The organism is Sphingomonas horti, assembly GCF_009753715.1.
In the GTDB taxonomy this organism is placed as follows: domain Bacteria; phylum Pseudomonadota; class Alphaproteobacteria; order Sphingomonadales; family Sphingomonadaceae; genus Sphingomonas_B; species Sphingomonas_B horti.
In genome coordinates this window covers 171,042-197,431 of sequence record NZ_WQMS01000008.1, presented here as the reverse complement: position 1 = coordinate 197,431, position 26,390 = coordinate 171,042, and the positions used below count along the sequence as shown (strand labels likewise).

Below are 26,390 nucleotides of genomic sequence, written 5' to 3'. Positions count from 1 at the left end.
GTGCCTGCGACCTGCCATCCCAATTCTCCTTCGGGTTCCAGACTATGATACAATCTGGACCACTCAGAAGGGGGCAGCTCACCTTCACCACAGACTGCGGAACGCTGATGTGGGTTGCCGCCAAGCGCCTGTTCACGGCTTTCATCACGTCACCGCTATCGCGGATTTGCTGAGGCATAGGACCCGCATCGTCGCGCGGTGCCTTGAGGCGTATGAGTAGACCCGTGGCCAACGTGAGCGGGCGCTTGCCCAGCCTCGCCTCATCAATGATCGTTCGGAACTGCGCAGTGGCCCGGATGCGCGTCCGCCTACCGAAGTGCCCATCACCGAAGTGATCCCGACGGCGGAAGCCGGGCCCAATCTCTATCAGTTCCTGCTCCGCCAGATAGTCTCGGCAGGCCGCCATCGCATTACGGCATAGGTCTGTGCCGTCGTAGTCCCTTCGATTGAAGCTAACGCCGACAAATCTGTCAGGGTCTACGGCATTGAGGTGCGCGGCAACGATGTTGGCAAGAAGCGCCTCTACGGTGTCCCGGCGGCGCGCATGGGCGACGTCCCCCCTCCTCCGCTTCCGCGCCTTACCTCGGTCCATCCCGTTGAGTACCCTGTCACGTAAGGCGCGGCCGCTCTCGTGAGCGAACCTGCGGCCCCGGTCCAGCGGGAATGAGTTCTCTAGTTCGTCTGCCGTGAACAGTGGTTCGGCAAGTGCGGTTGATAAGGGCAAGAGGGGTTCACTAACTGAGGGATGAGCGTGCCCCGGGCACCTCTAAACCGGGCCATTCATACTACATGACCGCGCGTCAATCGTTAACTGACAGGTCGCAGACTGCGGTGAGAACGCGCGCGGCCAGCGCCGCTTGAAGCCGCGCATAAACCGGCTAAGCTCCTTCAATGCCTATCAAGCGTCTTTACCGCTGCCTCAACTGCGGGGAGCGGTTCTCGATTGATGTTCTCACACCGGACGAGAGAGAAGAGGCGAGGAGACAAGATCGTCCCGTCTACTCAATCCGCTGCCCCGCCTGCTCTCGAAGCGACTACCGCGAGGGATGGGAGTAACGATGAAGGTATTCATAAGCTCACTCATTGGCGGGATGGAGGACTTGAGGTCAGCCGCCGTGGAGGCGGTACAATCGTTGGGGCATGAGGCCATCACTGCGGAGCAGTTCTCGGCGGATGATACTTCTCCTCGGGTCGCCTGCCTCTCCGGCGTGCGCGAGGCCAACCTCGTGGTCCTTATAATGGGAGCCCGATACGGCGCACCGCAGCAACCCACGGGGCTTTCGGCCACGCACGAGGAATACAGGGAGGCCAAAGGCACGAGGCCCGTGCTGGCCTTCGTTCAACAGGGTGTGGAGCGTGAGCCCGCGCAGGCGGCGTTTGTGGAAGAAGTAGAGGCCTGGGAAGACGGTCGCTTTCGAGCGGCCTTCTCCACCCGCGACCAACTCCGCACCGAGGTAACACGTGCCATCCATCGGCGCGAGCTTGCCCTTGCGGCAGCCCCCGTGGACGCGAGCGAGATGTTAGCGCGGGCGCTGCGCCTCTTCCCCGACGTGTCCAATCGCAACTTCCACGGTTCTGGTTCTACGTTGCAGGTCGCGATTGTAGGAGGTCCCGCTCAACAAATCTTGCGGCCCATCGAGATAGAGAGACCAGAACTCAAGTCAGCCATCATGCAAGCTGCTCTGTTCGGCTCCGCTCCCATCTTCGACCCTGCCCATGGCAGCTCCGGCGAGTTCGTGTCCGACACGCTCGTTCTAACCCAGCAGCACGGCAATCAGGTTTCCGTGGACGAGCGCGGCAGCATCCAGATCAGCTCCGCCGTGGGTGGCGGCCGCGATGGCATGAACGTGCTGCTGGAGGAGGACATCCACGAGCGTTTGATAGCAGCTTTGAGATTTGGAGGTTGGTTGATTGACCACATAGATGCGTCGCAGCGCCTGACACGAGTGGCCGTGGCGGCACGCCTCACAAACACAGGCTATTCTGCGTGGCGAACCCGTGCCGAACACCTCCGCAGTCCGGGTCGAGTAACGTACAGCGGAGGCTTCGATGATACCGACAAGCCTGCCGTGCACATGCAGCCTCCCGACATTCCAAGAGCAGCCCTCTCGTATGAGACCTCCGCCCTCGCTGATGATCTGCTCGCGCTGCTACGGAGGCAACGAACACGATGACGGAACCGAAGCCCCTCGGCTATCTGCCCGCAGATCATGCACGACCTGCCAAGCTGAATGAGGTCACAAGCCCGGCCATCCTTCTGCCGATTAATGGCTACGGTGAGCCCTTCGCAGTCGTGGGCACAGGAGCGTCCACGATGGCCTGCTTCTTGGGCGACCGCCACCAGTTTGAGGCAATGGCGCAAAGTAAGGGCGAGCATTTCAGCGGGCTAGCGATCGAGAACGTCAGGTTCGAGGTGGATGTTGCGAGCGCCTATTCTCTTGAGGGAGTGTTCGCAGTGCCTGGTTCTCTTGTCCGAACAGGGGACAAGCTAGAACTCGTCGTGCGTACAGACCAGGGTCATTATCCAAGAACAACTCGGGCACCTGTGGCGGAACGCCTCACGCCGACGAGCGACGACGTGAAGGTAGGTTTCCGACGCTGGCGCGCCGTTCTCCAAGTGCAGGATGACACCATCTTGATCTGGGAGGCTGAGGCCCTCTCTAGCCCGGAACGATAGCGCCATTTGCGCGCCTCTCCACCCGCTGAATAGCGGCACGGGAAACGCCGTATTCCCTCGCCAGTACACCGAGGGACACCCCCTCAGAGCGTCGCTGGCGAATGACAGCCTGTTGAGTAGCCGACAGCGCCGAAGGCCGTCCCAGAGCCTTCCCGGACGCCCTAGCGCGTTCGAGCCCCGCCTGCGTCCGCTCGATGAGCAGGTCCCGCTCGAACTCTGCTACGGCGTTGATAACCGCCATGGTCATCTTGCCCGTCGGGCTCGTCAGATCGACGCCCTGCAATGCTAGGCAATGAACCTTCACGCCTTCTCGGGCTAGCCGCTCGATAGTGGCTCTAACGTCCATAGCGTTACGCCCAAGGCGATCCAGCTTGGTGACTGCAAGCACGTCTCCCGCCTCGAGCTTATCGACAAGGCGAGCAAAGCCCTTGCGTTCCATCGCTGGCACCGAACCCGACACCGTTTCGGCGATCACCCGCTTGGGCTCCAGCTTAAACCCAGCCTGCTCAAGCTCTAAAACCTGATTGTCGGTCGTCTGGTCAGCGGTGCTTACTCGGCAATAGGCAAAGGTACGGGCCACAACGCGCTCCTGTATCGGAATGGTGGCTCGTTATTTGCTGTGTATCGAAACAGCCGTCAAGCTACTTTCCGATACACCCCCAGACCCTGTATCGTAATCGCTCATTTTCGAGCCGCCCTATGTGCGCAGTCGGACGGAGGGGGTCGTGGGGGAGATTGGAAACAATCGGTCAGGCAAGTGACCTCTCGCATAAGAAGATCGGATTTGGGTCGTCGAGTGCAGTAGCATCTTGTAGCGGTCCTTGCCCATGATAGGTTGCTGCTTTCGGGGGGAATGATGACCGAGAACGGTGTGAAACTACCGCATTCAGCCCTGCTGTTTATGGCAGCGGTTGAGGAAGCGAGACTTTCAGCTCAGGGCCCGTTTCGCGCAATTGCGCCATTGTTCCGGATAGCGTTAGAACCCCAACGCGGTCAGTTTCTGAACGTCACGCAGGTAACCGCCAACCTAGAGCCACTCCTCGGGAACAACTTCACCGAGCATGCGCTAGAGGCTTTTGTGCCTCAGCTAGTCAAAATGGGCTGGCTTGTCGAGGAACGCGCCGGAGACGGTAAAGCGGCCTACCGTGTGCCGAACAATCTACAATCATTCGATGAGCATGAAGCGACAGAAGGCAGCCTCAAGAAGCTTGAGCGACTTTACTCAGCTTTCATCGACTTCTTGGAGGTACACGCACCCCTATTAAAGCTTACGCTTACCGCCGAGGAATTTCATTGGAAGCTGTTTAAATGGGCTACATCCCTAGATGGGTCTAACAAGGAAAAGGTCAAGGCCGAAGCAGAAAAACTTCTTTCTGGCAGCAAGCCCTCGATAAGAGATGCATTTCTTGATGAACCACAGCGTCTTAATGAAATCGACAGAACCCTAAGTGTCGAGTTTGCCGGTTTTACTAAATGGCTAGCTATGCATGGCCGTCCTGAACTCGCGGATGTGGCGAGCCTAACGGAACTTGGGCTAGCAGTGGAGTTCCTGGAGGAGCTGCAACGACCTTCCGCAAATCAAACACTTAAAGTCGCCACCACCTTCGTACTTGATGCCCCGGTCCTACTCGATCTTCTGGGACTTAGCGGACCCGCGCGAGAAGACAGCATCAAGCGGTGCCTGCACGCCCTGACGGACCATGGTGCGCATGTCGTAACACTTGCACATTGTCTCGACGAACTCTCCGACATCCTCTCAACCGTTCTGGACCGCCCCGAAGGGCGTCGGTACGGACTGACCGGAGATGCGATGCGGGCAAACCCCGCACTCGTGCGGCGAGCTACAGCGGTCGCAAGACAGCCCGATCAGGCCGCAAAGCTCGCACATGTTGAAGTTTTAGTATTTGACCGCTCCAGCCCGTTGAACTCTTCCTACTTCTCGGATGAGATGATCGACGCCTTTCGCAAGGCGGCGAGCTGGCACGACATTTACAAGACTGAGCAAAGAGAACGAGACGCTATGTCCATCGCCTTTGTCATGCGACGGCGACAAGGGCGCGCGCACTCAGAGGTATTCGAGACCCCGTTTGTTCTGATTACTAGAAACTCCACTTTCACCAGATTTGCGGAGAGATTTTCCAAGGCTAACCTTAGCGCACCAGATTATGCATTTGGGCCAGCTATTGAAACAAAAACGCTGGCAGCTATCGTTTGGATTAGGTTTGGCTCAGCAGCTGGGCCGGACCTTCCGCAAGCTCATCTCATTTCGGCCTGCGATAGGATACTCGCTAGCAACGGTGAGTTACTAAGGAAAGCCGAGGCTCGCCTCAAGGACCTTCAAGGCGAGGACGGCGCAAACGCACTCCTAAGCTCTCAGCAGGCGGTGCTCGATCTAGTTATTTCGACAGGCGGGAGCCCAGACGTCTTAAGTGCTGCGAATGCAGATGAGCTGCTTCATACATTCACAACGACTGCGGAGGAGCGTGGGCGTCTGGACGAGAGGAAGCGGTCGGAAGCTGAGAAGAGCAAGATTGAGCAAGATTTATTAGAAAGCAGGCGGAACTTTGAGACGCTATCCGCTAAGCAAATTAAGGAAGAAGAACTTCGAAACGCGGTTGAAGTCGAACTACACCGGCGCCATGAATCCGATAGACAGCGCATCGTGGACGCGGCAAGCTCCATAACTGAAAGAGCAGAAGTATCGTCCTACCGCATCGTGGTCTTCTTATGGACAATCTCAACAGCCGCCGCCCTCTTTGGGCAGTTCTTTGTGTGGCAGGGGACTTCTTGGTGGTCACAAAGCAAAATTAACTTTGTCACTGGATTGATAATTGTACTCGCAACGGTCTTAGCTGGGGCGTTCGGGCTTCGGTTCTTATCTCGGGGAAGAGTTGACCTCGCTGGCGCTCTGCAAAGCTCATTAACGCGGCGCGTTGCCAGAAGGCGTCTTCGGGCCGTTGAACCCGTTGAGGAGCGGAACCGCATTTGCACGGAACTAGAAGAACGAGGCGTGCTGTGACGTTCTGAAGATGCTGCTGTCTGGCTGGCCCATAAGTCGTACCGGTCGAATAGCAGATGAGAGAGCTACGCTGCGACCGATTGCCAAACCTTGCCGGTTAGCTTCTTGGCCAAATCGGCTGGCCTCAGATTGACATACCGGAACAGCATCCGGGGGTCCTTGTGCCCGCTTATCAGCGCGACCTCAGGCAAGGTCAGGCCCATCTCACAGAGCCGGGAAATGGCCTCGTGGCGCAGATCGTGGAAGTGTAGGTCGTCTAATCTCGCCCTGTTCCTGGCCCGCTCCCACGCCTGCTTGAAGGCTTCCACAGTCAAATGGAACACAGGGCCGATGGGCTTTTCCGGCCTGAGCGGGCGCAGCACGGCCATCGCCGCGTCGAGGAGGGGAATGGTGCGCGGCTCGCCCGTCTTGCTGTCCGCGATGTAGGCCGTGCGCTGATGCCAGTTCACTTGCTCCCAACGGAGCGCCAGTATCTCCCCGCGCCGCATCGCCGTATGAATGGCGAACTCCACCACTTGGGCCACCAGAGGATTGCGCGTCCGGCGTAGCGCGGTCTTGAGCAGGTCGTACTCACCTTCCGCGAGCCGCCTGTCCCGCGCATTGGCCAGCTTCGGACGCTTTACTCTGTCCAGCGGGTTCGCAGGCAAGTCCATGCCCCATTCGCGCCGGGCGACCTCCAATGCATGGCGTATCAGCCCAAGCTCCCGATGCACGGTTCCCGGCTTGACGGTGAGGAGGCGCGCTGCCCGGTATTCAGCAAATACCTTGGGGGTAAGGTCCGCTAGTGCCAAGTCGCAGAAGGCTTGCTCCCTCATCAGCTTCTTGATGCGGAGCCTTTCGGTGTACGCGCTGTCCTTCACGGTGGTGACTTCCTCTAGGTACCGAGTGAGAAGGTCCCGGAGAGTAGTCCCCTTCAACAGCCGGAGATTGACGGGAGCGAGGGCGCGGTCAATCCGCCCCTCCTGTTCCCTCGCCCATGCTTGAGCCTCTGCCTTGGTAGGCAAGGTACGGGTCTGTTGCGGGTAGCCCTTGCGCCTAATCTGGACGCTCCACCCGTTCTTACGCTTGGTGATTGTAGCCATTGGCGAACTCGCTGTGTTCGGATTGTGTTCAGCGAGTTGCGGGAGCCTAGCTGCTGACCCCATGCCGGAGCATAGAGCCAAGCTAAGCCTCAGATTTTCGGGCCATTATTCCCGGGGAAAATGGTGGGCGCGGCAAGGATTGAACTTGCGACCCCTGCGATGTCAACACAGTGCTCTACCACTGAGCTACGCGCCCACGAGGGGGGGCCTCTAGCGAAGCCTCCCGCCCTTAGCAAGGGTCAGTTGAGGCCGCTCGCGCTGCCGATATCGAAAAGCCGGTCGACCTCCAGCACCAGGTCGCGCAGGTGGAACGGCTTGGAGAGGACTTTCGCCTGTGGCACTGCCTTGCCCGCCTTCAGCGTCACCGCGGCGAAGCCGGTGATGAACATGACCCGCATGTCCGGGGCGATCGCGCCGGCGCGCTGGGCGAGCTCGATCCCGTCCATCTCCGGCATGACGATGTCGGTCAGCAGCAGGTCGAACCGCTCCTGCTCGATCAGCGGCAACGCCGCCGTGCCGCGATCGACGGCCGTTACCGAATAGCCGGCCCGCTCAAGCGCCCGCTCCAGATAGACGCGCATCGCCTGGTCATCTTCAGCGAGCAGGATTCGGATCATCGACAGCCTCATCGCGCCACTTCCCAACGCACGAGAAGCGGTCTGCGCCGCCAATTTATGCCCGCTATCATTAATTATTTCTAGGCGGCGCGGCGAACGGTTGCCGCGCCTCCTCCCCTCCCGTACCAAAACTGTGGATGGATTGCGCGAGTCCCCCCTTCGACCTGATCGGCCGCGCCCGCGGCGGGCCGGTCGTCGTATCCGTGCCGCACGCCGGCCGCGACTATCGTGCAGCGCACCGCGCGATGCTCCGCCCGCCCGTCGAACGGCTGGTCGCGCTGGAGGACAGGCTGGTCGACGAGCTTGCGGCCGGCGTCGACGCGCCGACGCTGATCGCGCGGCTGCCCCGGGCCTGGATCGACATCAACCGTCATGAGGCGGAGATCGACCCCGGGCTGGTCGACGGCGTCGTCGCATCGCAGCTGATGCTGACGCCGAAAGTGCGGAGCGGCCTTGGGCTGATCCCGCGGCGGCTGGCCGGAATCGGCGAAATCTGGCGCGGGCGCCTGTCGCTCGCGGACGTGCAGGCGCGCCTCTCCGACTTGCACCGCCCCTATCATGGCCTGCTGGCCGAGTTGCTGCGCGAGACCGCGGCGCTTCACGGCATCGCGGTGCTGCTGGACCTTCACTCGATGCCGCCGCTGCAGAACCAGGGGAGCGGCACGGCCCGCGTCGTGATCGGCAACCGGTTCGGGCACAGCGCTGCGGCGTGGGTGGCGTCGACGATCGCGGGCACCTGCGCCCGCTTCCGCCTCGAATGGCGCGAAAACAGCCCCTATGCCGGCGGCTATATCGTCGAGCGGCACGGCAAGCCCGCCAGCGGGATGCATGCGGTGCAGCTGGAGCTCGATCGTTCGCTGTACCTGGATCAGTCACTGGACGGCTGCGACCCGGAGGGCCGCACGCTCTGCCGCAGGTTCCTCGCCGCCGTGGTGGCGGACCTGCGCGCCGCGGCGGCCGAACGGGCGCTTCCGCTGGCGGCGGAATGAAAAGACCGCCCCGTGCGGTGCACGGAGCGGCCAAGGTTCAGGGAGGAACACGCCCGAAGGCGTGATAACGCCGGGGAGAAAGGGGGGAACTCCCGGGCGTCACTTGCAAATTTAGGAATGCGGGCAGAGCTTTCAAGCCATTCGCCGCAGGAATCTAACGGCTTGCGGCAACCTGTCCCGGCCACATGCGCGCGATCAGCCGCGTGCGGTCGCCATAATGGTGTTTCAGCGCCGCGGCGACGTGCAGCACCACCAGCGCGATCAGCGTATAGCCGAGTATCTCGTGCGTCTCGTGCGCAAAGCCGCCGATCGCCTTGTCGCCCTGGACCGGCAGATAGGGCAGGTCGAACAGCCAGTACCAGCTGAGCGGCTTGCGATTGGCAGAAGCGGAGACCATCAGCCAGCCGCTCATTGGCAGCACGATCATCAGCGCATAAAATGAGCAATGGGCCGCGCGCGCGGCGACCGCTTCCCAGCGGCGAATGCCGGCCGGAAAGGGCGGCGGGCGGTGCGCCAGCCGCCACGCCAGCCGCGCGACGCTCAGCACCAGGATGGTGAGGCCCGTCGCCTTGTGGATCTGGATCGCGATCGAACGCGCCGGCCCGTGCCAGTCGTCCGTCACCAGAGCGAGGGCAATGTTTGCGATGATCAGCAGCGCGATCGCCCAGTGAAAGGCGATCGCGCCGCCCGAATAGCGCGAACGCGTCGCCCCAGGCTCCCGCGGTCGCGTCAAGCGGGTACGCCGACCGGCGGCAGCTTGCCCTGCGCCGCCTGCCGCCCGTAGATCTCGCGCATCAGGTCGAGCGAGAACAGGTGCGCCATGATCAGTGTCAGCATCCCGCTCTGCATCATCTTGCGCAGCTGATCGCCGCGCAGGTCGCGCAGCTTTTCCTCGTTCACCATCTTGAAGCCGCGATAGATGTGCGGCTGGGTCGCGCCTTCAGGCTGGATCGAGACTTCGCCGTCCATCAGCAGGTCGAGGTCCTGCAGTTCCTTGATGAAGGCCCCGGTGCGCTGCGCGCCCTGCTCGAATTGCTCGCAGAAGCTCAGAATGTCCTTGGTGCCCTGGCTGGGCTGCCCGTTCTCGAACAGCTTCACCGCCTCGCCGTCCGGCCCGACCGCGCCCGATGTGGGATCGAAGCACAGCGACAATTCCTGCGGATTCTGCCCCAGCTGGGCGAGCATGAATGGATAACGGCGGATATAGGCCGGCACGTAGAGCGGCTGCGAAAAGCGGTCGTCGGCGTCGAGGAACACGTTGACGCCTTCGTTCAGGCCCATCAGCGCCAGCGGCACCGGATAGTCCGCATCCGCGAAAATGATCGGAAAGCTGCGCTGCACCTGCACGAATTCGTCGATGACGATCGGCACGGCGTGCTGTCCCTTGAGGAAATGCAGCCCGTCGAGCGACTTGGTTCCCCAATCCGCGTGCTGATCGGACGAAAGCGGGACGAGATCCTTGTAGAGGATGGGAAGTCCGGTCGGCTGGGGCGCGCTCGCCATGAATTACTCCGAAGATTGATGAGGGCGGACGCCCGATTGCAGCGCGTCCTATGGCGCGCGTGCGTCCGACGCAAGGCTCGGGACGAGCTTGCCAGGATTCATGATGCCGAGGGGGTCGAAGGCAGCCTTCAGCGCGTTGAGGGCACGCAGCCGGGCGGGATCGGTCACGCGCTGGAACGTGTCCAGCTTCATCTGCCCGATCCCATGTTCGGCCGAGATCGAGCCGGCGGCAGCGATGACGCGATCATAGACGAAATCGCTGATCGGCTTGGCCGCCTGGGTGATCCATCGCTCGGGATCGACATCGGCGGGCGCCCGGACGTGGAAATGGACATTGCCGTCGCCCAGATGCCCGAACGCCGTGGCGCTGGTGCCGGGGAACGCGCGCTCCACCTCTGCCGCCGCCGACGTCATGAAGTCGGGCATGGCCGAGACCGGCACCGAAATGTCGTGCTGCACGGCGGGCCCGCTCGCGCGCTCCGCTTCCGAGATCGACTCGCGGATGCGCCAGAAGGCCATGGCCTGGGCCTGGTTCGCGGCGAGCACGCCGTCGCTCGCCAGGCCGCGGTCGAGGGCGTCGGCGAGCGCCGATTCGAGTTGCTCGCGGACATCCCGCTCACCGGTCGCTTCGATCAATGCGTTCCAGGGGGACGCGGATTCGAGCGGGGGCCGCGTGCCGGGGATGTGCCGCAGCACCAGCTCCAGCGAGTCGGCCGGGATCAGCTCGAAGCTTTCCACGGCGAAAGGCAGGCGTTCGAGCCGGCGGAGCAGCGAGAGCGCGGTCTGCGGCGAGTCCAGGCCGACCCAGGCCGTCGCCGTCTCCGGCGGTTCCGGCACAAGGTGCAGCGTCGCCGCGGTGATGACGCCCAGCGTCCCCTCCGCCCCGATCAGCAATTGCTTGAGATCGGGGCCGCGATTGTCCTTCTTCAGCGGCGCGAGGCTGTCCAGCACCGACCCGTCGGGCAACACCGCTTCCAGGCCAAGCACGAGCGACCGCATCGTACCGAAGCGCAGCACCTGGGTTCCGCCCGCGTTGGTGGAGCACAGGCCGCCGATTGTCGCCGAACCCTTCGCCCCCAGCGACAGCGGAAAGCGCATATGCTCGCCGCGAGCGATGTCGTGCAGCTCGGAGAGAATCACGCCGGCTTCCACGGTGGCGAGGCCGGCGGCCGCATCGAGGCGGCGCACCCTGTTCATCCGGCGAAGCGACAGGACCAGGGCGGTCCCCGTCCCGTCCGGCACCGCCCCGCCCACCATCGAGGTATTGCCGCCCTGCGGGACGATCGGCACGCGGTGGTCGGAACAGATGCGGAGAACCGCGGCGACCTCTGCCGTGGCGGCCGGCATCGCCATTGCGACCGCCGCGCCGTGATAGCGGCCGCGCCAGTCGGTCAGCCAGGGAGCCATGGCATCGGGATCGCTGGTGAGGCCCTTCGGGCCCAGCGCCGAACCGAGCGCATTCAGGAAATCGCCTTTCGTCACAATGCCGTTATAGGGCTTGAACGACAGAAGGGAATTCATGGCGCGTTCAATCTCCGCCCCCCATGCGCGAATGATGGGGTGCCTGCGGTGACGATCGGAATGGTTGTCGCGCTGCTGCTGGCTGGCAGCGGCGGCGGCCCGGTCGTGCTGGCGCAGCTGACGATCCGGCAGCAGCTGATCATCCGCGTGCCGTCGCGCATCCGCCCGCCCGCCGATCCGGTCCGCTACAAGGAAAAGGACGGTCCGAAATGCATCCCCGCCAGCGATCTCGCTGGTGCCCAGATCTCGAATTATGGAGTCGACCTGCTGCTGAGGGGCGGCAAGCGCGTGCGGGCAAAGCTTGCCGAGGACTGCCCGCCCCTCGACTATTATTCGGGCTTCTACATCCGCCAGGGACTGGACGGGCAGGTCTGCGCGGATCGCGATTCGATCCGCGTCCGATCGGGCGGCTCGTGCGAGATCGAACGCTTCCGCAGGCTGGTGCCGCTGGGGAAGAAATAGCGCGGCTCCTTGACTTTGGGCGGCGCTTCCATCAAGCGCGCCCCTTGGGCGCAGCGGCTTGTCGCCGCCCCATTTCTTCAGGATTTCGATGAGCTTTGCCGATCTCGGCCTTTCCGACGAGCTTTTGAAAGCCGTCAGCGATTCCGGATATACGGAGCCGACCCCGATCCAGCGCCAGGCGATCCCGTCGGTGCTGATGGGCCGCGATTTGATCGGCATCGCCCAGACCGGCACCGGCAAGACGGCCAGCTTCGTGCTGCCGATGATCGACATCCTCGCCCATGGCCGCAGCCGCGCGCGCATGCCACGCTCGCTGATCCTTGAGCCTACCCGCGAGCTCGCGGCGCAGGTTGCTGAGAATTTCGACAAATACGGCAAGTATCACAAGCTTTCGATGGCGCTGCTGATCGGCGGCGTCTCGATGGGCGACCAGGTGAAGGCGCTCGAAAAGGGCGTGGACGTGCTGATCGCGACGCCGGGGCGACTGATGGACCTGTTCGGCCGCGGCAATATCCTGCTGACCGGCTGCGAGCTGCTGGTGATCGACGAAGCCGACCGCATGCTCGACATGGGTTTCATCCCTGACATCGAGGAAATCTGCACCAAGCTGCCCAAGAAGCGGCAGACGCTGCTGTTCTCGGCGACGATGCCGGCGCCGATCAAGAAGCTCGCGGACAAATTTCTGACCGAGCCCAAATCGGTCGAGGTCGCACGGCCCGCCAGCGCAAACCTGCTGATCGAGCAGCGCTTGGTTGAAACGTCATCGCGGGACAAGCGCGACACGCTGCGCAAGCTGCTTCAGGCCGACGATGTTTCTACCGCGATCATCTTCGCCAACCGGAAGACCACGGTCCGCGATCTGGCGACCAGCCTGAAGCGCGCGGGATTCGCCGTCGGCCAGATCCACGGCGACATGGAGCAACCGGAGCGGCTGCGCGAACTCGACCGGTTCAAGTCGGGCGAGATCAACATCCTGACCGCATCCGATGTCGCTGCGCGCGGGCTGGACATCAAGGGCGTGAGCCACGTCTTCAACTACGACGTGCCCTGGCACCCCGACGATTATGTCCACCGCATCGGCCGCACCGGCCGTGCCGGCGCGACCGGCAAGGCGTTGACGCTGGTCACCAGCGAGGACGCCGAAGCGGTCGCCAATATAGAGAAGCTGACGGGCCAGACGATCGAGCGGATCGCTGTGCAAAAGGCGAGCGCGCCGAAGGTCGATGAAACCGAGAGAGCCGAACGTCCCGAGCGCAAGAAGCGGCCCGAGCGGCCGCGGCGCGAGCAGCGCGACGACCGGCCGCGCCAGCCGGAGCGTCGCGCCTCCCCTCCGGAGACGCCCGACGAGGGCTGGAACGGCCCGATCCCGGCATTTCTCGACGTCGGCGTCGCCGCCTGAGGTTCAGGCGCGGCCGCCGCGCTCCAGCCACGTCGCGCAATCCGCGCCGAGCTGCTCGATGGACAATTGACGATAGCGACGATTGTCGGCGTCGGTCAGCACATCGCGCCAACGGCCGTTGGTTCCCTTGTTGATGAAACGGCCGGCGCCGCCTTCCCAGAGCATCCCGCCCAGCGGCGCGCTCTTGTCGGCGTTGCGCTTCATATAGTCGAAGCTGCAATGCTCCAGAATACGCGGCCAGGCGTCGTCGGCGACGGCGATGTCCAGGAATTCGGCGAGCTCGCGAATCTTGCCCGCGGGGTCGGCCTTCAGGTCCGCGAAGTGGAGCAGCATCACGTTCGGCAGGTGGCGGATGTTCCACCAGGTCCGGATATTCTCCCAGAATGACCAGAGCGGGTAGCCGTCCCGCTCCAGCCAGTCGAGGAAGAAGCGGCGGATATCGGCGGGCGGCCGCTCCAGCGCCGGCCCGACCCGGCCCGGCGTGTCGTTGATCAGGCGATAGAACTCGTCGGTGCCGTAATAGAGGTGGTTGTGGAGGCTCCACGCCACGTCGCGGCCATCGCGGACGATATAGACGTATTTGGCGCCAGGGCTGAAGACGAGAGCGTCGACGGGCAGGTGCGTCTTGATGAAGCGCCGGTGCGTCTGCGCCTCAAGACCGGCGAGCATCTCCGCGCGCGGCATGATGCGCATGTCGAGCCACGGCGAAAGCCCGGGCACGTCGATGCCCTCTGCCCCGCCGAAGATCAGCTGCGAGATGATCTGCTGCGTCCAGGTAGTGCCGGACTTGGCATAGGTGCCGATGATGATGTCGTCGGCGCGAAAACGGAACGCGTTCCACACGGTCGAATCCATGTGGTGATTGTGCAGCTCGCGGGTCTTTTGCGGCCAACTCGTGCGCTGAAGCATGGGCGTCTCCTCACTCGCCGCGGCCCGTTGGCCAACCGCGTGGTTCGCGCAGCTACGCTGCGATGGAGGCGCCGGATGCGGCGACCGGCGCGCCTTCAGCAGCGGCCGGGTGCGTCCTGGGCCGACAAATTTCCGACGAGTTTGCGCAGCAGCTGCTCGACCTCGTCGATCTGCTGCAGGGTGACACCATAACGGCCGAGGATATAGGCGTCGTTTGACAGGGCCTCGTTGACCGTTTCGGCGAGGCGCATCGCATAGCCGAGCTCGTCGACCAGCTTCTTGCCGATCGCCGCCGCGCCGACCAATTGCTCGGTTTCGTCGAAGCTCGGCACCGGCCGGTTCTCGCGCAGCGCGCGCTGGATCATGTCGACCCGCGACTGGTGTGCGGGCCCGCCCTTGCGGCGGATCAGGTCGTCGACCTTGACTAGATGCGCGAAGGACAGGCCGCAGCGTCCCTCCGCGCGCCACATCACCGTGGCCGGAATGCGATAATCGCCGCGGCGAAGCTCCACGCTTTCGCCCTGCTCGGGAAGGTTACGCCCCTCCACCAGCGCGCCGGCGCGGGACAGGTTACGCACGAACACGTCCGCTGTCTGGCTGCCGAACTGGACAGTCGCAGCAAGCATCGTGTTGGTGCGCGCGTGGCGCCGAACTTCTTCCAGTGCCGCAGCGGACAATTCGAACCTCGACCTTCGACCCTTCCGGCCGTTCTAGCGCGGCGAAGCTTGCGAAATGGTTTGCGTTACGCGGCCTTTTTGTAGCGATCGCGGAAGGTCGCGGCGAAAGCGGCGAGTTGCCTCGCACCGATCGCCTGCCGCAAGCCCTCCATCAACTGCTGGTAGAAGCTGAGATTGTGCTCCGTCATCAGCATGGCCCCGAGGATTTCGCCGGCGCGGACGAGGTGGTGCAGATACGCACGGGTCCAGGTCGCGCACACCGGACAGGCGCAGTCCCCGTCGATCGGTGCCTGGTCTTCGGCGAACCGCGCATTGCGGATATTGATCGGCCCGTCCCATGTGAACGCCTGCCCGGTACGGCCGCTCCGCGTCGGCAGCACGCAATCGAACATGTCGATGCCGCGCTCCACTGCACCGACGATATCGTCGGGCTTGCCGACTCCCATCAGGTAGCGCGGCCGATCGACCGGCAGCTGGCCGGGCGCATAGTCGAGTACGCCGAACATCGCCTCCTGCCCTTCCCCGACGGCAAGCCCACCGACCGCATAGCCGTCGAAGCCGATCTCGATCAGCCGCTCGGCTGACGCCTGGCGCAGCTCGCGGTCGAGCGCGCCCTGCTGGATGCCGAACTGGGCCGCGCGCCTTGCGTGATCGGCATCGCCAAGGAACGCGGCGCGCGAGCGCTTCGCCCAGCGCATCGACCGTTCCATCGCCGCCGCCTGAACGTCGCGCGACGCGGTGGTTGGGACCAGCTCGTCGAACGCCATGACGATGTCGGACCCGAGCAGCCGCTGGATTTCGGTCGAGCGTTCGGGCGTGATCAGGTGCCGGCCGCCGTCCAGGTGCGACTTGAACGCGACTCCTTCCTCGGACCGCTTGGTGAGCTCGGCGAGGCTCATCACCTGGTAGCCGCCGCTGTCGGTCAGGATCGGCCGCTCCCATCCCATGAAGTGATGCAGGCCACCCAGTCTCGCGACCCGTTCCGCCCCCGGCCGCAGCATCAGGTGATAGGTGTTGCCCAGGATGATATCGGCACCGGTCGAGCGCACGTCGGCCGGTTTCATCGCCTTGACGGTCGCCGCGGTACCGACCGGCATGAAGGCGGGGGTGCGGATGTCGCCGCGCAGCATCCGGATGGTGCCCGCGCGCGCCGCACCATCGGTCGCGTCGATCGAAAAGGCAAAACGCTCGGTCATGCGATTGCCTTTGGCAGCGCGGGCGAAGCTCTGCTAGCCCCGCAGCAACAGATGCGAGGGGACACGCAATTGGCCGAGAAGACTGACGCTCACGCGGTGCGCCCGGGCGGCCCTTATGCGCGCTACGTGCTCGCGGTCCTGTTCCTCGTCTATGTGCTGAACTTCGTCGACCGGCAGATTCTCAGCATCCTTGCCAAGGACGTGAAACGCGATCTGGGACTGGACGACGCCGATATCGGCTTTCTGTTCGGGACCGCCTTCGGCGTCTTCTACTCGCTCTTCGGGATCCCGTTGGGCAGGCTTGCCGACAATTGGCACCGGGTCCGGCTGATCACCATCGGTCTCGCGATCTGGTCGGCGATGACGGCGCTTTCGGGATTGGCCCGGACCGGCACGCAGCTGACCTTCGCGCGGATCGGCGTCGGCGTCGGCGAAGCCACCGCCTCCCCTTGCGCCTATTCCCTGATCTCCGACTATTTCCCGCGCGAGCGGCGAGCGACCGCCCTCGCCGTCTACTCGTCCGGCATTTTCATCGGCGGTGGCCTGTCGCTGTTCATCGGCGGCGCGATCGTCGACAGCTGGAACCACGCCTTTCCCGGCGGGCATTGGGGGCTGGTCGGCTGGCAAGTCGCCTTCATGGCAGTGGGCCTGCCGGGCCTGCTGCTCGCGATTCTCGTCTCAACGCTGCGCGAGCCGGTGCGCGGAGAGTCGGACGGCCTGCTGATGGCGCCGGCGGAAGCGCCGTTCCGCGATTTCCTAGCCGAGTTGGTCGCGATCATCCCGCCGCTGACGCTGATCGGTGCGGCCCGAAGAGGGCTGCGCTCGCTGCTCGTGAACCTGGCCGCGCTCGCGCTCGCTGCGGCCGCCACCTGGCTGCTGACGCTGGCGACCGGTGACCTGGCGCAGTGGATCGCCGTCACCGGCGGCGCCTATGCGGTCTTCTCCTGGGCGAGCGCCCTCAAGCACCGCGACCCGGCGACATTCAAGCTGATCTGGGGAACGCCGGCTTTTCTCTACGTCTCGCTGGGATATGGGCTGATCGCCTTCGTTTCCTACGGCGTGGCGGCGTTCGGCGCGCTCTACGCCGAAACGATCCTGCACCAGCCGAAAACCGAAGTCGGGCTGTTCCTCGGCGGCGGTGCGGCTGCCGGGGGATTCCTCGGCATCGTGCTGGGCGGCCGCATCGCGGACGGCCTGAAGCAGAAATATTCCTGGGGCCGTATCCCCGTCATCATGGCGGGAACCCTGCTGCCCGTCCCGTTCCTGATCTATGCCTACACGACGGGTAGCCCGGTCGGCTTCTACATCGCCAGCTTCCTGATGAGCGGGCTGGCCAGTGCGGCGCTCGGCCCAGCGGGCGCAACCACGCAGGACCTGGTGCTGCCGCGGATGCGCGGAACCGCCACCGCCACTTTCTTCATCGCCACCGCGCTGATCGGCCTCGCGCTCGGCCCCTATTTCGCCGGCTTCATGTCGAAAGCGGCTGGCGATCTGCGCTTGGGCGTGCTCTCGCTGCTGATCGTCGCACCAATCTCGGTGATCCTGCTGGTCCTGGCCTGGCGCACGGCGCCGGCAGCCGAAGCGACCGTACGGGATCGCGCACGCGCCGCCGGTGAGGCGATCTAAATTCCGTACTCGATAGGCGCCGTACTAGCGCCTGACGACGACCCCGCAGGCGATCCGGCCGCCGCTGTTGCCGCTCGGGTCCGTGCGATAGTCGTCGGCGCTGGCATGGACCACCAGCGCCGCGCCATCGGCGTCGAGCAACTCCGACAATGATGCGCCGGGGACCGTGAAACGGACCGTGCCGCGACCATCCGCGCCCGCGATCAGGTTGGGCAAGTCGCCGGCATGCGCACCTTGCGGATTGTCACGGCCATGTTGCTTCATCCCCGGGTTCCAATGTGCGCCGGCGGACTGGAAATCGGGCGGATCGCATCGGCCCGCCATGTGGAGATGGACGCCGTGCGGACCCGCCGGCAGACCCTCGCCGGTGACCCGCACTTCCAGGCCTGAGGCGGTATCGACGAAGCTGGCGGAGCCACGCGGCGCGCCGGCCGCATCGGCGAGCGAGGCGTGCGCGCCTTCGGCCGACGGTCCCGCGGAGTCGGTCGCGGTCATGCAGCCGGTGGCGGCGAAGCAAAGCGGGACCAGGGCGAGCAAGCGCTGCATTGGAGCCTCCTGAAATGTCTCGATCTGCGCCTTATCGACGACCGATTGCATGAGGGCAAGGCGGCAAAAGAAAAGGGCCGGTCGTTTCCGACCGGCCCCGATCTAGTTGGCCGAAGCCTCGAGCTTACATGCCCGAGCCGGGCCCGTAGGTGATTTCCACGCGGCGGTTCTGCAGCTCGCGGACGCCGTCCGCAGTCTGCACGCGCAGGTTGGTCTCGCCGAAGGCCTGCGTCGTGATCACGCCATCGGCAACACCGTGGCTGGTCATGTACGCCTTCACCGAGTCCGCACGGCGCTGGGACAGGCCGAGGTTGTAGCGCGGCGTACCCGAAGTATCGGTGTAGCCGGCCAGCATGACCTGGGCATTGCCGCAGTTCTGATAGGCCGAGATCGCGTTGTCGAGGATCGACGCCGCTTCCGGCGTGATGTCCGACTTATCCCACTCGAAGAACACGATGTACGGTCCCGGGGTGCACACCACTGCCGGCGGCGGAGGCGGCGGCGGCGGCGGCGGCGGAGGCGGCGGCGGGGGCGGCGGCGTGGTGGGGGGCGGCGGCGGCGGAGCCGCGCCGAAGTTGTAGGTCAGCGTGCCGAGCAGGCTGTGCGACCGGAACCGGCCCTGAACATCGTCGCCGGTCGCTCCCACGACCCGCAGGCGCGAGGCGTTGAAGAAGCGATACTTCAGGCCGACGTCGATATTGTCCGTCAGCGGCGCGCGAACGCCCGCAATGCCCTGCCACGCGAAACGCGTATCCGAGTCATCGAGGAAGTTGAAGCCCGGGTTGATCGAATAGTCGCTGAACTTCACGCGAGCCACACCGGCGCCACCGCCGATATAGCCCGAGATGCCGTCTTCGTCGCCGAAGTCGAGCAGGCCATTCACCATGAAGCTGAGCGCCGACGTGGAACCGCCAGCCCCATTGTAGAGCACGTTCGCACGCGCCGTGGTGGTCGGACTGGCTGGAACACCAAGGGTGCTCTCATAGCTGTCCAGAACGGCCTTCTTGTAGCCGACTTCCGCTTCGAGGCGGAACACGCCGAAGTCGTAGCCGACCAGCGCGTCAACGTCGAAACCATAGTCATGGTTGACGGTTGCCGTGCCTGGTGCCGCCGTCGCGCCGGTGCCGCGGGTCAGGTTGAACGTGATGTCTTCGACCACCATGGCGCCGCCTTCGACGCCAATGTACCACGACTTGTCTCGCGCCAACGCGGGCGAGGCAATCGCCGTGGAGGCCAGCGCCATCGCAATGGCAAGCTTCCGCATAGAAATCCCCTTTCTTGGTGTCACTCGGACAGCGAAAACTCACTATCGGCTGCATTGTTTCGGTGCAAGCCCGCATTTGTCGAAACTGTTGCACAAGTGTCACAGGCGTGACGCATTTCTGCGGGGTGGTTCGGCGGCGAAACGATATTCTCAGCCCCCGATCAGACCGTGGGCGATCAGCCGGTCCAGGATCGACGCGATGGCCGACCGCGCCTCCGCGTCGATCACGCCGCCGCCCGTCGGAGGGGCCACCGCCGCGCCGCGTGCGCCGACCACCTGCACGCCGTCGACGATCAGACGGGCGCCGCGGACCGAGCCGATCGCCCAGCCTCCCGCCTCGCGGGCCGCCCATAGCCGCTGGTCCTTCAGCCATACTCTCATACCCTCGACAGCCGGCAGAAAGCGCCAGCCGCCATCGGTCCAGCACGCGAGCTCGTCGGCATGCCCCGTCCAAAGGCCGGTCGGCGCGGCGCCGACGACCCAGCACTGGCCGGCGGCGGCAGCGGCCGGCGGCTCGTCCGATCCGGCGCTCTCCGCCGCGGCGGCGAGCCCGGCGTCGATCAGCGCAAGTGCCTCATTGTGCGTCAGCTCCTTCTGGGCTTGGCCGGCGGCAATGAAGGGCAGTGCCAGGCGGGCGCTCTCCAGGCTCATTGATCTCTCCTAAAGCACGAGGGTCATCGATGCGGGACGCGAGGCCGCGCTTGTACCGAGCTGGGTCACCGTCACTGTCACGACGGAGCCTGCGGCAGCGTCTGCGGCAACATCGGCGGCCGGATAGTCGAAGCGTCCGATCTCGATTTCATGGATGCGTGCTGCTCCGTCGGCTCGCGTGATCGTGAGGCGATAGCGTTCGCGATCCTCGCCCAACGGCACATCGGATGCGTCGAGCCAGGTCCAGCCGAGGCGGCTCTGGCGAACCCAGCTCAGCCTGTATCCACCGTCGGCTGCGCGCGCCGCGGCGAGGTGAACCGGCGCGGGCGGCCGCAACGCTTCCCCGATCGCTGCCGCGCTCGCCTCGACGGGCGACGGATCGCCGATCCCGGAAGCGAGGATGCGGACAGCGGCGCCGGCGGCACTCAAGGGCGGGTCATAGGAGAACAGCGCTTCCGGTTCGATCAGCACGAATCGCTCGCCGACGACGTGGAGAGCGGCGGCCCACGCCGTGCCGCGCCGTCCGCGAACCAGGTGCGACAGCCGCCACCGCGCGCCTCCCAGCGGAGCCGCACGGCCGAACTGGATCAGCTCGTCGCCGACCAGCGCGAGGTTCGCGCCGCCGACAAGCCGGTCCGGATCGGCATCCTCAAGCAACATCCCGGCGTGCAGCAGCTCGACTTCGACGTCGTGCGCCTGGTCGAACAGCGCCTCGCCCGCCGGCGGCAGCACCGTTCGCGCCAGGCCGATCATCGCCGGCGCCGCTGTGATGCCGATCGCGATCCAGCTCCCGCCGCCGTCCAGGCTCGCCATCAGCGCGGCGCGGCGCCAGCCGGCCGACGCACCGGCCGCCGCAATATACAGCCGCGGCGAAGCCGGCAGCGTGTCGGTAAGGCTAGGCAAATCCAGCACGTGTAAGATTGTCGGCCCATGCACGCGGTCGGGTGCGGCAGCGCTACGCCCGGGTTCGGCCGGAGCAGCGGCCATGCCTTCCGCTTCCATGCGCGTCAGGTCGAGACGGACGCCGTCCCGGTCGACGGTGCGCGCGGCGACCCGCCACAGGCCCGCACGGTCGGGAAGCCGGACGATCGTTCCCGGCGCGACTGCAAGCCGCGCCCAACCGCAGCTGACGGACTGCCGCCCGCGTTCGCCGGTCCGTCGCGCCAGGGCCGCCTCCGCGAGGGCACGCGCTTCGCCTGCTTCCAGTGCAGCGGGCAATTCGATGCGTTCGGTGCGGCGGCCGCCGGACCGGCGCGCCTGTTGCACGCCCGCCTGATAGTCTCGCGCCGGCTCGTAATAGCTGAGTGCGACCAGCCGCGGCACGTCATGATCGGCCGCCAGCCTTTCGCTGCGGACCTCCGCAAGTTCATCCTCGACCAGCGCGAGCGGTTCGTCCCCATCCCCGGCCAGGGCCAGCCCTTCGTCCGTCGCGCGCAGAACGATCGGCACTGCCGAACCCAGCGTCTCCACCACGGCGCGCACGCTTTCCCCGGATGCCGCAAAGCCGCGCAAGGCAAGACCCGTGACTCCGGCTAGAAAATTGTCGCTCAGCTCCGCCAGGATGGCCGCAAGCGTGACCGGCCCCGGGTCCGCCTCGATCTCGAAGCTCAGCGACGGGATGCGATTGCCGAACGGCCCCAGCGCCATGTTCTCGAATACGGCATAGGCGCAGCCGCGATAGCCAGGCGCTCCATCGGCGCCCTCGGCGGAAGCGATGAACGGGTCGGTGTCCTGGTCCTCGTCGCCCAGGTGAAGCCGGAAGCCCGTCTCGCTCTTCCAGTCGCCCGCAGCGCCGCGCAGGAGATTCCCGTCCGCCCAGATCCGTCCGACCGAGCGGACCGGCCGCGCCGAGAGCAGCACCGCGAACGACGCGGTATAGCTGTAGGTGGTTGTCGACGGCCGGCCCTTGCCGCCACCCTGCTTCGCGCGATGCTCGACCAGGTCGGTCGCCCAGATCACCGTGCCGGCCACGCGCATCGTGCCGAACAGCTTCGGGATTTGGGCGCCATAGCTTGAGGTCTGGACCTTCAGGTCCTGGAGCCGCGGTCCTTCGCGGCCCGTCGGCTTGAAGATCAGCCCGTCGACCGACTGGCCGAGCAACGCCCCGGCCGCGCGTCCGACCGGGCCCAGCAGCGAGCCGACGGTGCTCAGGACGATTGTCGCCATAGCCCCAAAATCTCCCAATCCGGCCGGCCCGGCCGCTCGACGACGCGTCGCAATGCCGCGTCGGCATGGACGAGCCCGCGCGCGGTACGGATCGCCAGGTGAAGCTGGGCCGGCCCCGTTCGCATCAGCATCACGTCGCCCGGCACCGCCTCGCTCACGGGGATCAGTCCGGCCCGCTCGATCAGCGCCGACACCCTGCCCGCATCGCCGCCTCTCAACGCATAGCCGCTCGGCGCCTCGATGCCGGTTGCCCGCGCGACCACGCCGACGCAGTCGAGGCCGGTCGCCGGATCGCGGCCGTGAAGGCGAAACTTCGCGCCGACAAGCGCAATCGCCGCCTGTTCGACCGCATTCATTCGCCGGGATAGCGCGTCAGCAGATCGATGCCCGGCAGATGCGGCTCGCCCCTGAAGTTCGCCGCATTCGAAAATCGCGCGCGGCAGGTCTCGAAGCGCTTGTCACAACCTTCGCGGACCTCGACCCGCTCGCCCGCCGCCACTAGGAACGGAGGCGGCTCCGACAGCGTGACGGAGGCGCCGCTGCTCGTCAGCACGGATGCGCTGAGCCCGCCATTGGCGCCGTCCAGCCAGCGAACGCTTCCGCCGCCCCAGCCGTTCGGCCCGGGCTCGGATCGGTCGAGCGTCAGCAGCGCATCTTCAGCGGCCAGGATTCGCGCGACCTCAGCCCGGCCTGCCATATCGACGCGGCACCGCCGGTCGCCCAGCTCCGCCCGGCACAAGGGCGTCGTCTCTTCGACGACAGGACGGTCGAGCAGTGCTCCCGGCCCCCTCAATTCGGCCGAGAATCGGCCGCGCTCCAGGGAGACGGCGCCGAGTTCCCCCGCGACAAGCCGAACATTGCGCCGCGGGTCGGACCAGTCCGCCGCCAGCACGCGCACCGCAGCGCCATTCCATCGCCCGGCGCGCAGGTCCCCCTCGCTGATCGCGTCGGCTGTCAGCGCGCCTGCGATCTCGAGCGTGTCGGCGTCGAGCGGATCGCCGTCCTCGATCGCGGACGGGGCAATGCCGGGGCTGGCGCGATAGCGGAACCCGTCGATCAGCAGGTCGCGATCATGCGCGGTGAACCCCAGCGCCACGCCATCCCGCCGCTCGACCCGCCAGCACAGGGCAAAGCTGGTCAGCGGCGCATCCAGAAAGCCGCTCATCCTTCGCGCACTTCGATCAGGGGCACGCTCGCCGACTCGCCGGCCAGGAACGTCGCCCGATTGACCGCCAGCCGGTCCTCGGCGAACCGAACCGGCACGTCAAAGCGGAACCCCGCCGTCACGATTGCGCCGGGAGCGGGCGGAGCATCGAAGCCGATCGCGCCCTCGTCCTGAAGGGTCCATCCGCTGGTCTCCGTGCCATCGACCGCCACCCGTACTGTCCCCGCCACCGGCCGGGTGACGCGGCGCGGCACTCCATCATAGTCCTTTACGAGCGCGAAGACGGTGCGCACGCCGTCGCCTGTTCCCAGCAGCTGATCCTCCGGCCCCGGCTCGCCCGTCATGCCGTGCGAGCTGTCGTCGAAGGGATCGCGGAAGCGGAACGCCTGGGCCGGCCCACGCCGCGCCCGGAAAAAGGCGAGCAGCGCGCCAAGATCGTTTTCCGACCGGATTCCCGGCCCGGCGTCGAACGTCAGCCGCGCTTCGGCCCATTCGGCGTTGCGCTGCTCGCGCCCACCCGCCCCGGCTGCGATCGCGGTCGAAGTCGCCGCCTCGACGCTCGCCTCACGGCCGATCGCGATCGGGAAACCGACATCCGCGAAACTGTCCACATCCGCCTCCTCGTCAAACCAGATAAAGCCGTCGCGGATCACCTGCGGCAGTGCCCAGACGAACGTCTCCGCGACGCCACGACCGCGTGCGCGTTCGATCGCATCCGCGATGCGCTGCCAGCCGGCCTTGTCTTCGGGCCGCAGCACGAAGCCGCTCAAATAATGCTGACGCCCCGCGCTATAGCCGAGGCGCGCCTCGATCCCGGCGGCAGCGCGGCTGCTCGCGCCGACATCGCCGGCCGTCACCCATTCATAATCTTCGAGCTGCAGCACGTCGAACGCGGGCGAGGCCCAGCCGGCGGGCACCAGTGCCTCCTCGCGGCCGCGCACGGTCGGCAGATAGACGAGCAGCAGCGTCTCGGCCGTTGGTGCGATCGCCTTTACCGCCGCCGTCAGCGCGGCGGTCGAGACGGCGAGCATCGCGCCTGCCTCGGCATCTGCGGGAATGCCCCCGCCCACCGCTGCTTTCGCGGCATCGTCATGCACGCACAGCGTCCCGTCCGGCGCCACCCACCACCAGGGTTCGCCGACCTGAAAGCGCACGGGCAGGCCGGCATCGACGACGATCCCGACGAACGCGGCTGCGACCGCCTGCAGATAGGCCATCGCTTCTGCGTTCGCCGGAGACAGCAGCGTCGAGGGCGGATCCCAGCCCGTCAGCGCCGGCGCGCCGTCGGCGGCCCGCTGTTTCCACGCCTCCGGGCAATGCGCGTCGAGCAATTCGTAAGAGAGCGAAACGATCAGCTCATATCCGAGCGACTTCGCCCGCGCCGCCAGATCGCGATGCCATGCGGCGCAAGGTCCATTGAGCGCGCCGCCGGAAAGCGTCGCCAGCCCGCCATCCAGCCGGAAATAATGGCTCATGCCGACATAGTGGTTGATCAGCGCGCGATAGCCGAGCTGAACCATGTTGCGCAGCAGCCGCGCTGGCGTCAGGTTGTACGCGTCGTCATAGCCGGTCGCGATGCGCAGCTGGTGGGGCGGCAGCATCACGTCGCCGATCGCAAGGACGGAGCCGGAGCCGTCGCATCGGATATCGGTCAGCTCCGCCCAGCCTTCCGCCGGCGCCGCCAGGTCGCCACCCGCTTCGTCATAGCCCGGCGGCACCAGGGAGATGAACATCCGGTCCACATCGCCGGCCCAGACCGCCTCGCCCGCAAGCGAAGAGCCGGACTGCAATGCCGCGAAGTCCAGGCTGACGACGGCGTCCTCCGGCGCCCCTTCCGCATAGTTCCACAATCGCACGAACCAGGATCGGGCGGCCCCCGCCTCGTCGCGGCCCTCGATGGTCAGGGTCGGCCCGTCCACGGCGTCCAGCGCAATGATCCCCGACGAGCGCCATCGAAAGCTGAGCCTGCATCGCCGGAAGTCTCGCGAGGTCTCGTACGCCAGCAGCGGATGATCGTAACGATCCTCCGTCAACCAGATCAGCCCCGCCAGATCGTCCTTGCGGTAGAAGACCGCGTCGACCCGCAGCGCATCGGCCTCGATGGTCACGACCGACGCCATCATCGGCCGCGGGAAGTCCACGGTCCAGAAGCGTGCATCGAACCTTTTGACGAAGCTCGTTTCCTGGCACGTCCGCGACTGAGCGAGCCAATGACCCATGTCAGGACCCTCCTTGTTACGCCTGCGAATCCACGCCAGGGCCGCGCGGTGCGCTCGATCTGGTCATTCCGCGCGCGAGAAGCGCTCGTAATCCTGATCGGCATCGCCATGCTGGCCGGGTTCGTCTTTCTGCTGGCGGCAATCTCGAAGCCGCCACCCGGACGGCCGGAACGCGTTCAGGGAACGATCGTCGGTTTCTGGTCGACTTTTCGGAAGGCGACGCTTTCGCCGAACCGCCTTCACGTCGATGTGCGAATGCCGGACGGCGGCACCATCTCCGTGGCATGGCCGGATGACGGCCGCGGCCGGGCCTGCAAGGTCGGCGACGCGGTCAGGCTTGTCCGCTGGGGATCCCGGCTCGCGCTCTACGACCCCGCCTGTCCGCCAGGTCGCGAGTCGAATTGGCAACGTCGGCAATGAGTGGAAAGTGGCGGTTGGCCTAGTCGGCTTTTCGGATCAGCAATGCACTTGCTGGGATGCTTACTATGCACGAAAGCATCGCCAAGGTAGTGAGAGCCACGAAGAGCATGGCGGGCGCGTCGTTTGGTGGCGGTCCATCAGGAGCCGTGATGAGCAGAGCCACTGCTGAGGCAGTGATTAACGCCGGCACTGTCGAAGCGCAGGCCAAGACTGCGAGGAAGCGGCTCCGCCGGGCTAATCGGCGACCAAATAAGTATGCGGCGAGCGCCGTCAGGCCAAATA

At 65.4% G+C, this 26,390-nt stretch carries 25 protein-coding genes and 1 tRNA gene; 8 read left to right on the top strand and 18 right to left on the bottom strand.

Going from position 1 to position 26,390, the window contains the following annotated elements; all coding sequences use genetic code 11:
• Positions 1-592, bottom strand: a 592-nt coding sequence (locus tag GON01_RS16945) for a hypothetical protein (RefSeq protein ID WP_220128469.1), incomplete at its 3' end; no start/stop codon positions are given.
• Positions 593-1,058: 466 nt separating this feature from the next.
• On the opposite strand from GON01_RS16945, the gene GON01_RS08370 reads away from it, so the two are divergent.
• Together GON01_RS08370 and GON01_RS08365 are read left to right on the top strand one after the other, a co-directional pair.
• The gene (locus GON01_RS08370; protein ID WP_181600126.1) at positions 1,059-2,174 is read left to right on the top strand and encodes a DUF4062 domain-containing protein; all 1,116 of its coding nucleotides are present in this window, start codon (positions 1,059-1,061) and stop codon (positions 2,172-2,174) included.
• The gene (locus GON01_RS08365) at positions 2,171-2,677 is read left to right on the top strand and encodes a hypothetical protein (RefSeq protein WP_157026906.1); all 507 of its coding nucleotides are present in this window, start codon (positions 2,171-2,173) and stop codon (positions 2,675-2,677) included. Before GON01_RS08370 ends, GON01_RS08365 begins: the two co-directional genes overlap by 4 nt.
• Here the strand turns inward: GON01_RS08365 and GON01_RS08360 are convergent.
• Positions 2,661-3,257 (bottom strand): recombinase family protein, encoded by a 597-nt coding sequence (locus GON01_RS08360; RefSeq protein WP_181600125.1) that lies wholly within the window; start codon positions 3,255-3,257, stop codon positions 2,661-2,663. The genes GON01_RS08365 and GON01_RS08360 overlap by 17 nt on opposite strands.
• Before the next feature lie 273 nt (positions 3,258-3,530).
• On the opposite strand from GON01_RS08360, the gene GON01_RS08355 reads away from it, so the two are divergent.
• A complete protein-coding gene (locus GON01_RS08355) occupies positions 3,531-5,696 on the top strand; it encodes a hypothetical protein (RefSeq protein ID WP_157026905.1) in 2,166 nt (721 codons plus the stop codon).
• A gap of 65 nt (positions 5,697-5,761) precedes the next feature.
• Here the strand turns inward: GON01_RS08355 and GON01_RS08350 are convergent, their stop codons facing one another.
• From GON01_RS08350 to cpdR, 3 genes are all read right to left on the bottom strand, one after another.
• Positions 5,762-6,556, bottom strand: a complete 795-nt coding sequence (locus tag GON01_RS08350) for a site-specific integrase (protein ID WP_181600124.1) — start codon at positions 6,554-6,556, stop codon at positions 5,762-5,764.
• A gap of 343 nt (positions 6,557-6,899) precedes the next feature.
• A tRNA-Val gene (locus tag GON01_RS08345) sits at positions 6,900-6,974 on the bottom strand.
• A 43-nt stretch (positions 6,975-7,017) separates the two neighbouring features.
• Positions 7,018-7,395, bottom strand: a complete 378-nt coding sequence (gene cpdR, locus GON01_RS08340) for a cell cycle two-component system response regulator CpdR (RefSeq protein ID WP_157026903.1) — start codon at positions 7,393-7,395, stop codon at positions 7,018-7,020.
• Positions 7,396-7,532: 137 nt separating this feature from the next.
• Between cpdR and GON01_RS08335 the strand changes: the two genes are divergently transcribed.
• Positions 7,533-8,384 carry an N-formylglutamate amidohydrolase gene (locus GON01_RS08335; RefSeq protein ID WP_157026902.1) on the top strand — a complete coding sequence of 284 codons (852 nt, stop codon included), beginning with the start codon at positions 7,533-7,535 and terminating at the stop codon, positions 8,382-8,384.
• Positions 8,385-8,538: 154 nt separating this feature from the next.
• On the opposite strand, the gene GON01_RS08330 is transcribed toward GON01_RS08335, so the two are convergent.
• From GON01_RS08330 to GON01_RS08320, 3 genes are read right to left on the bottom strand one after another with little or no spacing between them, the layout of a single operon-like run.
• Positions 8,539-9,117 (bottom strand): cytochrome b, encoded by a 579-nt coding sequence (locus GON01_RS08330; protein WP_157026901.1) that lies wholly within the window; start codon positions 9,115-9,117, stop codon positions 8,539-8,541.
• Positions 9,114-9,887 carry a SapC family protein gene (locus tag GON01_RS08325; protein ID WP_157026900.1) on the bottom strand — a complete coding sequence of 258 codons (774 nt, stop codon included), beginning with the start codon at positions 9,885-9,887 and terminating at the stop codon, positions 9,114-9,116. Before GON01_RS08325 ends, GON01_RS08330 begins: the two co-directional genes overlap by 4 nt.
• A gap of 48 nt (positions 9,888-9,935) precedes the next feature.
• Complete coding sequence (locus tag GON01_RS08320; RefSeq protein ID WP_157026899.1) at positions 9,936-11,408, bottom strand: FAD-binding oxidoreductase; 1,473 nt, start codon at positions 11,406-11,408, stop codon at positions 9,936-9,938.
• Between the two features lie 48 nt (positions 11,409-11,456).
• Here GON01_RS08320 and GON01_RS08315 point away from each other — a divergent pair, with 48 nt between their 5' ends.
• Both GON01_RS08315 and GON01_RS08310 read left to right on the top strand, forming a co-directional pair.
• Positions 11,457-11,870 carry a hypothetical protein gene (locus GON01_RS08315; RefSeq protein WP_309503632.1) on the top strand — a complete coding sequence of 138 codons (414 nt, stop codon included), beginning with the start codon at positions 11,457-11,459 and terminating at the stop codon, positions 11,868-11,870.
• A gap of 88 nt (positions 11,871-11,958) precedes the next feature.
• Positions 11,959-13,269, top strand: a complete 1,311-nt coding sequence (locus GON01_RS08310) for a DEAD/DEAH box helicase (protein ID WP_157026898.1) — start codon at positions 11,959-11,961, stop codon at positions 13,267-13,269.
• 3 nt (positions 13,270-13,272) lie between these two features.
• On the opposite strand, the gene GON01_RS08305 is transcribed toward GON01_RS08310, so the two are convergent.
• The 3 genes from GON01_RS08305 to tgt form a co-directional block, all read right to left on the bottom strand.
• Positions 13,273-14,178: a sulfotransferase domain-containing protein gene (locus tag GON01_RS08305; protein WP_157026897.1), complete on the bottom strand. Its 906-nt coding sequence runs from the start codon at positions 14,176-14,178 to the stop codon at positions 13,273-13,275.
• Positions 14,179-14,273: 95 nt separating this feature from the next.
• A complete protein-coding gene (locus GON01_RS08300) occupies positions 14,274-14,855 on the bottom strand; it encodes a PilZ domain-containing protein (protein ID WP_157026896.1) in 582 nt (193 codons plus the stop codon).
• A gap of 65 nt (positions 14,856-14,920) precedes the next feature.
• Complete coding sequence (gene tgt, locus GON01_RS08295; RefSeq protein WP_157026895.1) at positions 14,921-16,051, bottom strand: tRNA guanosine(34) transglycosylase Tgt; 1,131 nt, start codon at positions 16,049-16,051, stop codon at positions 14,921-14,923.
• 69 nt (positions 16,052-16,120) lie between these two features.
• Here tgt and GON01_RS08290 point away from each other — a divergent pair, with 69 nt between their 5' ends.
• Entirely contained in the window at positions 16,121-17,677 is a 1,557-nt protein-coding gene (locus tag GON01_RS08290) for a spinster family MFS transporter (RefSeq protein WP_232328732.1), read from the top strand.
• Between the two features lie 24 nt (positions 17,678-17,701).
• Here the strand turns inward: GON01_RS08290 and GON01_RS08285 are convergent, their stop codons facing one another.
• The 7 genes from GON01_RS08285 to GON01_RS08255 form a co-directional block, all read right to left on the bottom strand.
• Complete coding sequence (locus GON01_RS08285) at positions 17,702-18,223, bottom strand: superoxide dismutase family protein (RefSeq protein WP_157026893.1); 522 nt, start codon at positions 18,221-18,223, stop codon at positions 17,702-17,704.
• A 124-nt stretch (positions 18,224-18,347) separates the two neighbouring features.
• On the bottom strand, positions 18,348-19,487 hold the full coding sequence (locus GON01_RS08280) for an OmpA family protein (protein WP_157026892.1): 1,140 nt from the start codon (positions 19,485-19,487) through the stop codon (positions 18,348-18,350).
• A 150-nt stretch (positions 19,488-19,637) separates the two neighbouring features.
• The gene (locus GON01_RS08275; RefSeq protein WP_157026891.1) at positions 19,638-20,138 is read right to left on the bottom strand and encodes a DUF2793 domain-containing protein; all 501 of its coding nucleotides are present in this window, start codon (positions 20,136-20,138) and stop codon (positions 19,638-19,640) included.
• Positions 20,139-20,147: 9 nt separating this feature from the next.
• Positions 20,148-22,304, bottom strand: coding sequence for a phage tail protein (locus GON01_RS08270; RefSeq protein ID WP_157026890.1), 2,157 nt, complete (start codon positions 22,302-22,304; stop codon positions 20,148-20,150).
• Positions 22,286-22,660, bottom strand: coding sequence for a peptidoglycan endopeptidase (locus tag GON01_RS08265; protein ID WP_157026889.1), 375 nt, complete (start codon positions 22,658-22,660; stop codon positions 22,286-22,288). The genes GON01_RS08270 and GON01_RS08265 overlap by 19 nt, the downstream gene beginning before the upstream one ends.
• On the bottom strand, positions 22,657-23,469 hold the full coding sequence (locus GON01_RS08260; protein ID WP_157026888.1) for a DUF2163 domain-containing protein: 813 nt from the start codon (positions 23,467-23,469) through the stop codon (positions 22,657-22,659). The genes GON01_RS08265 and GON01_RS08260 overlap by 4 nt, the downstream gene beginning before the upstream one ends.
• The gene (locus tag GON01_RS08255) at positions 23,466-25,688 is read right to left on the bottom strand and encodes a DUF2460 domain-containing protein (protein WP_157026887.1); all 2,223 of its coding nucleotides are present in this window, start codon (positions 25,686-25,688) and stop codon (positions 23,466-23,468) included. Before GON01_RS08255 ends, GON01_RS08260 begins: the two co-directional genes overlap by 4 nt.
• On the opposite strand from GON01_RS08255, the gene GON01_RS08250 reads away from it, so the two are divergent.
• Positions 25,680-26,108, top strand: a complete 429-nt coding sequence (locus GON01_RS08250) for a hypothetical protein (RefSeq protein WP_198159813.1) — start codon at positions 25,680-25,682, stop codon at positions 26,106-26,108. The two genes, GON01_RS08255 and GON01_RS08250, sit on opposite strands and share 9 nt — an antisense overlap.
• Positions 26,109-26,390: the final 282 nt, after the last annotated feature.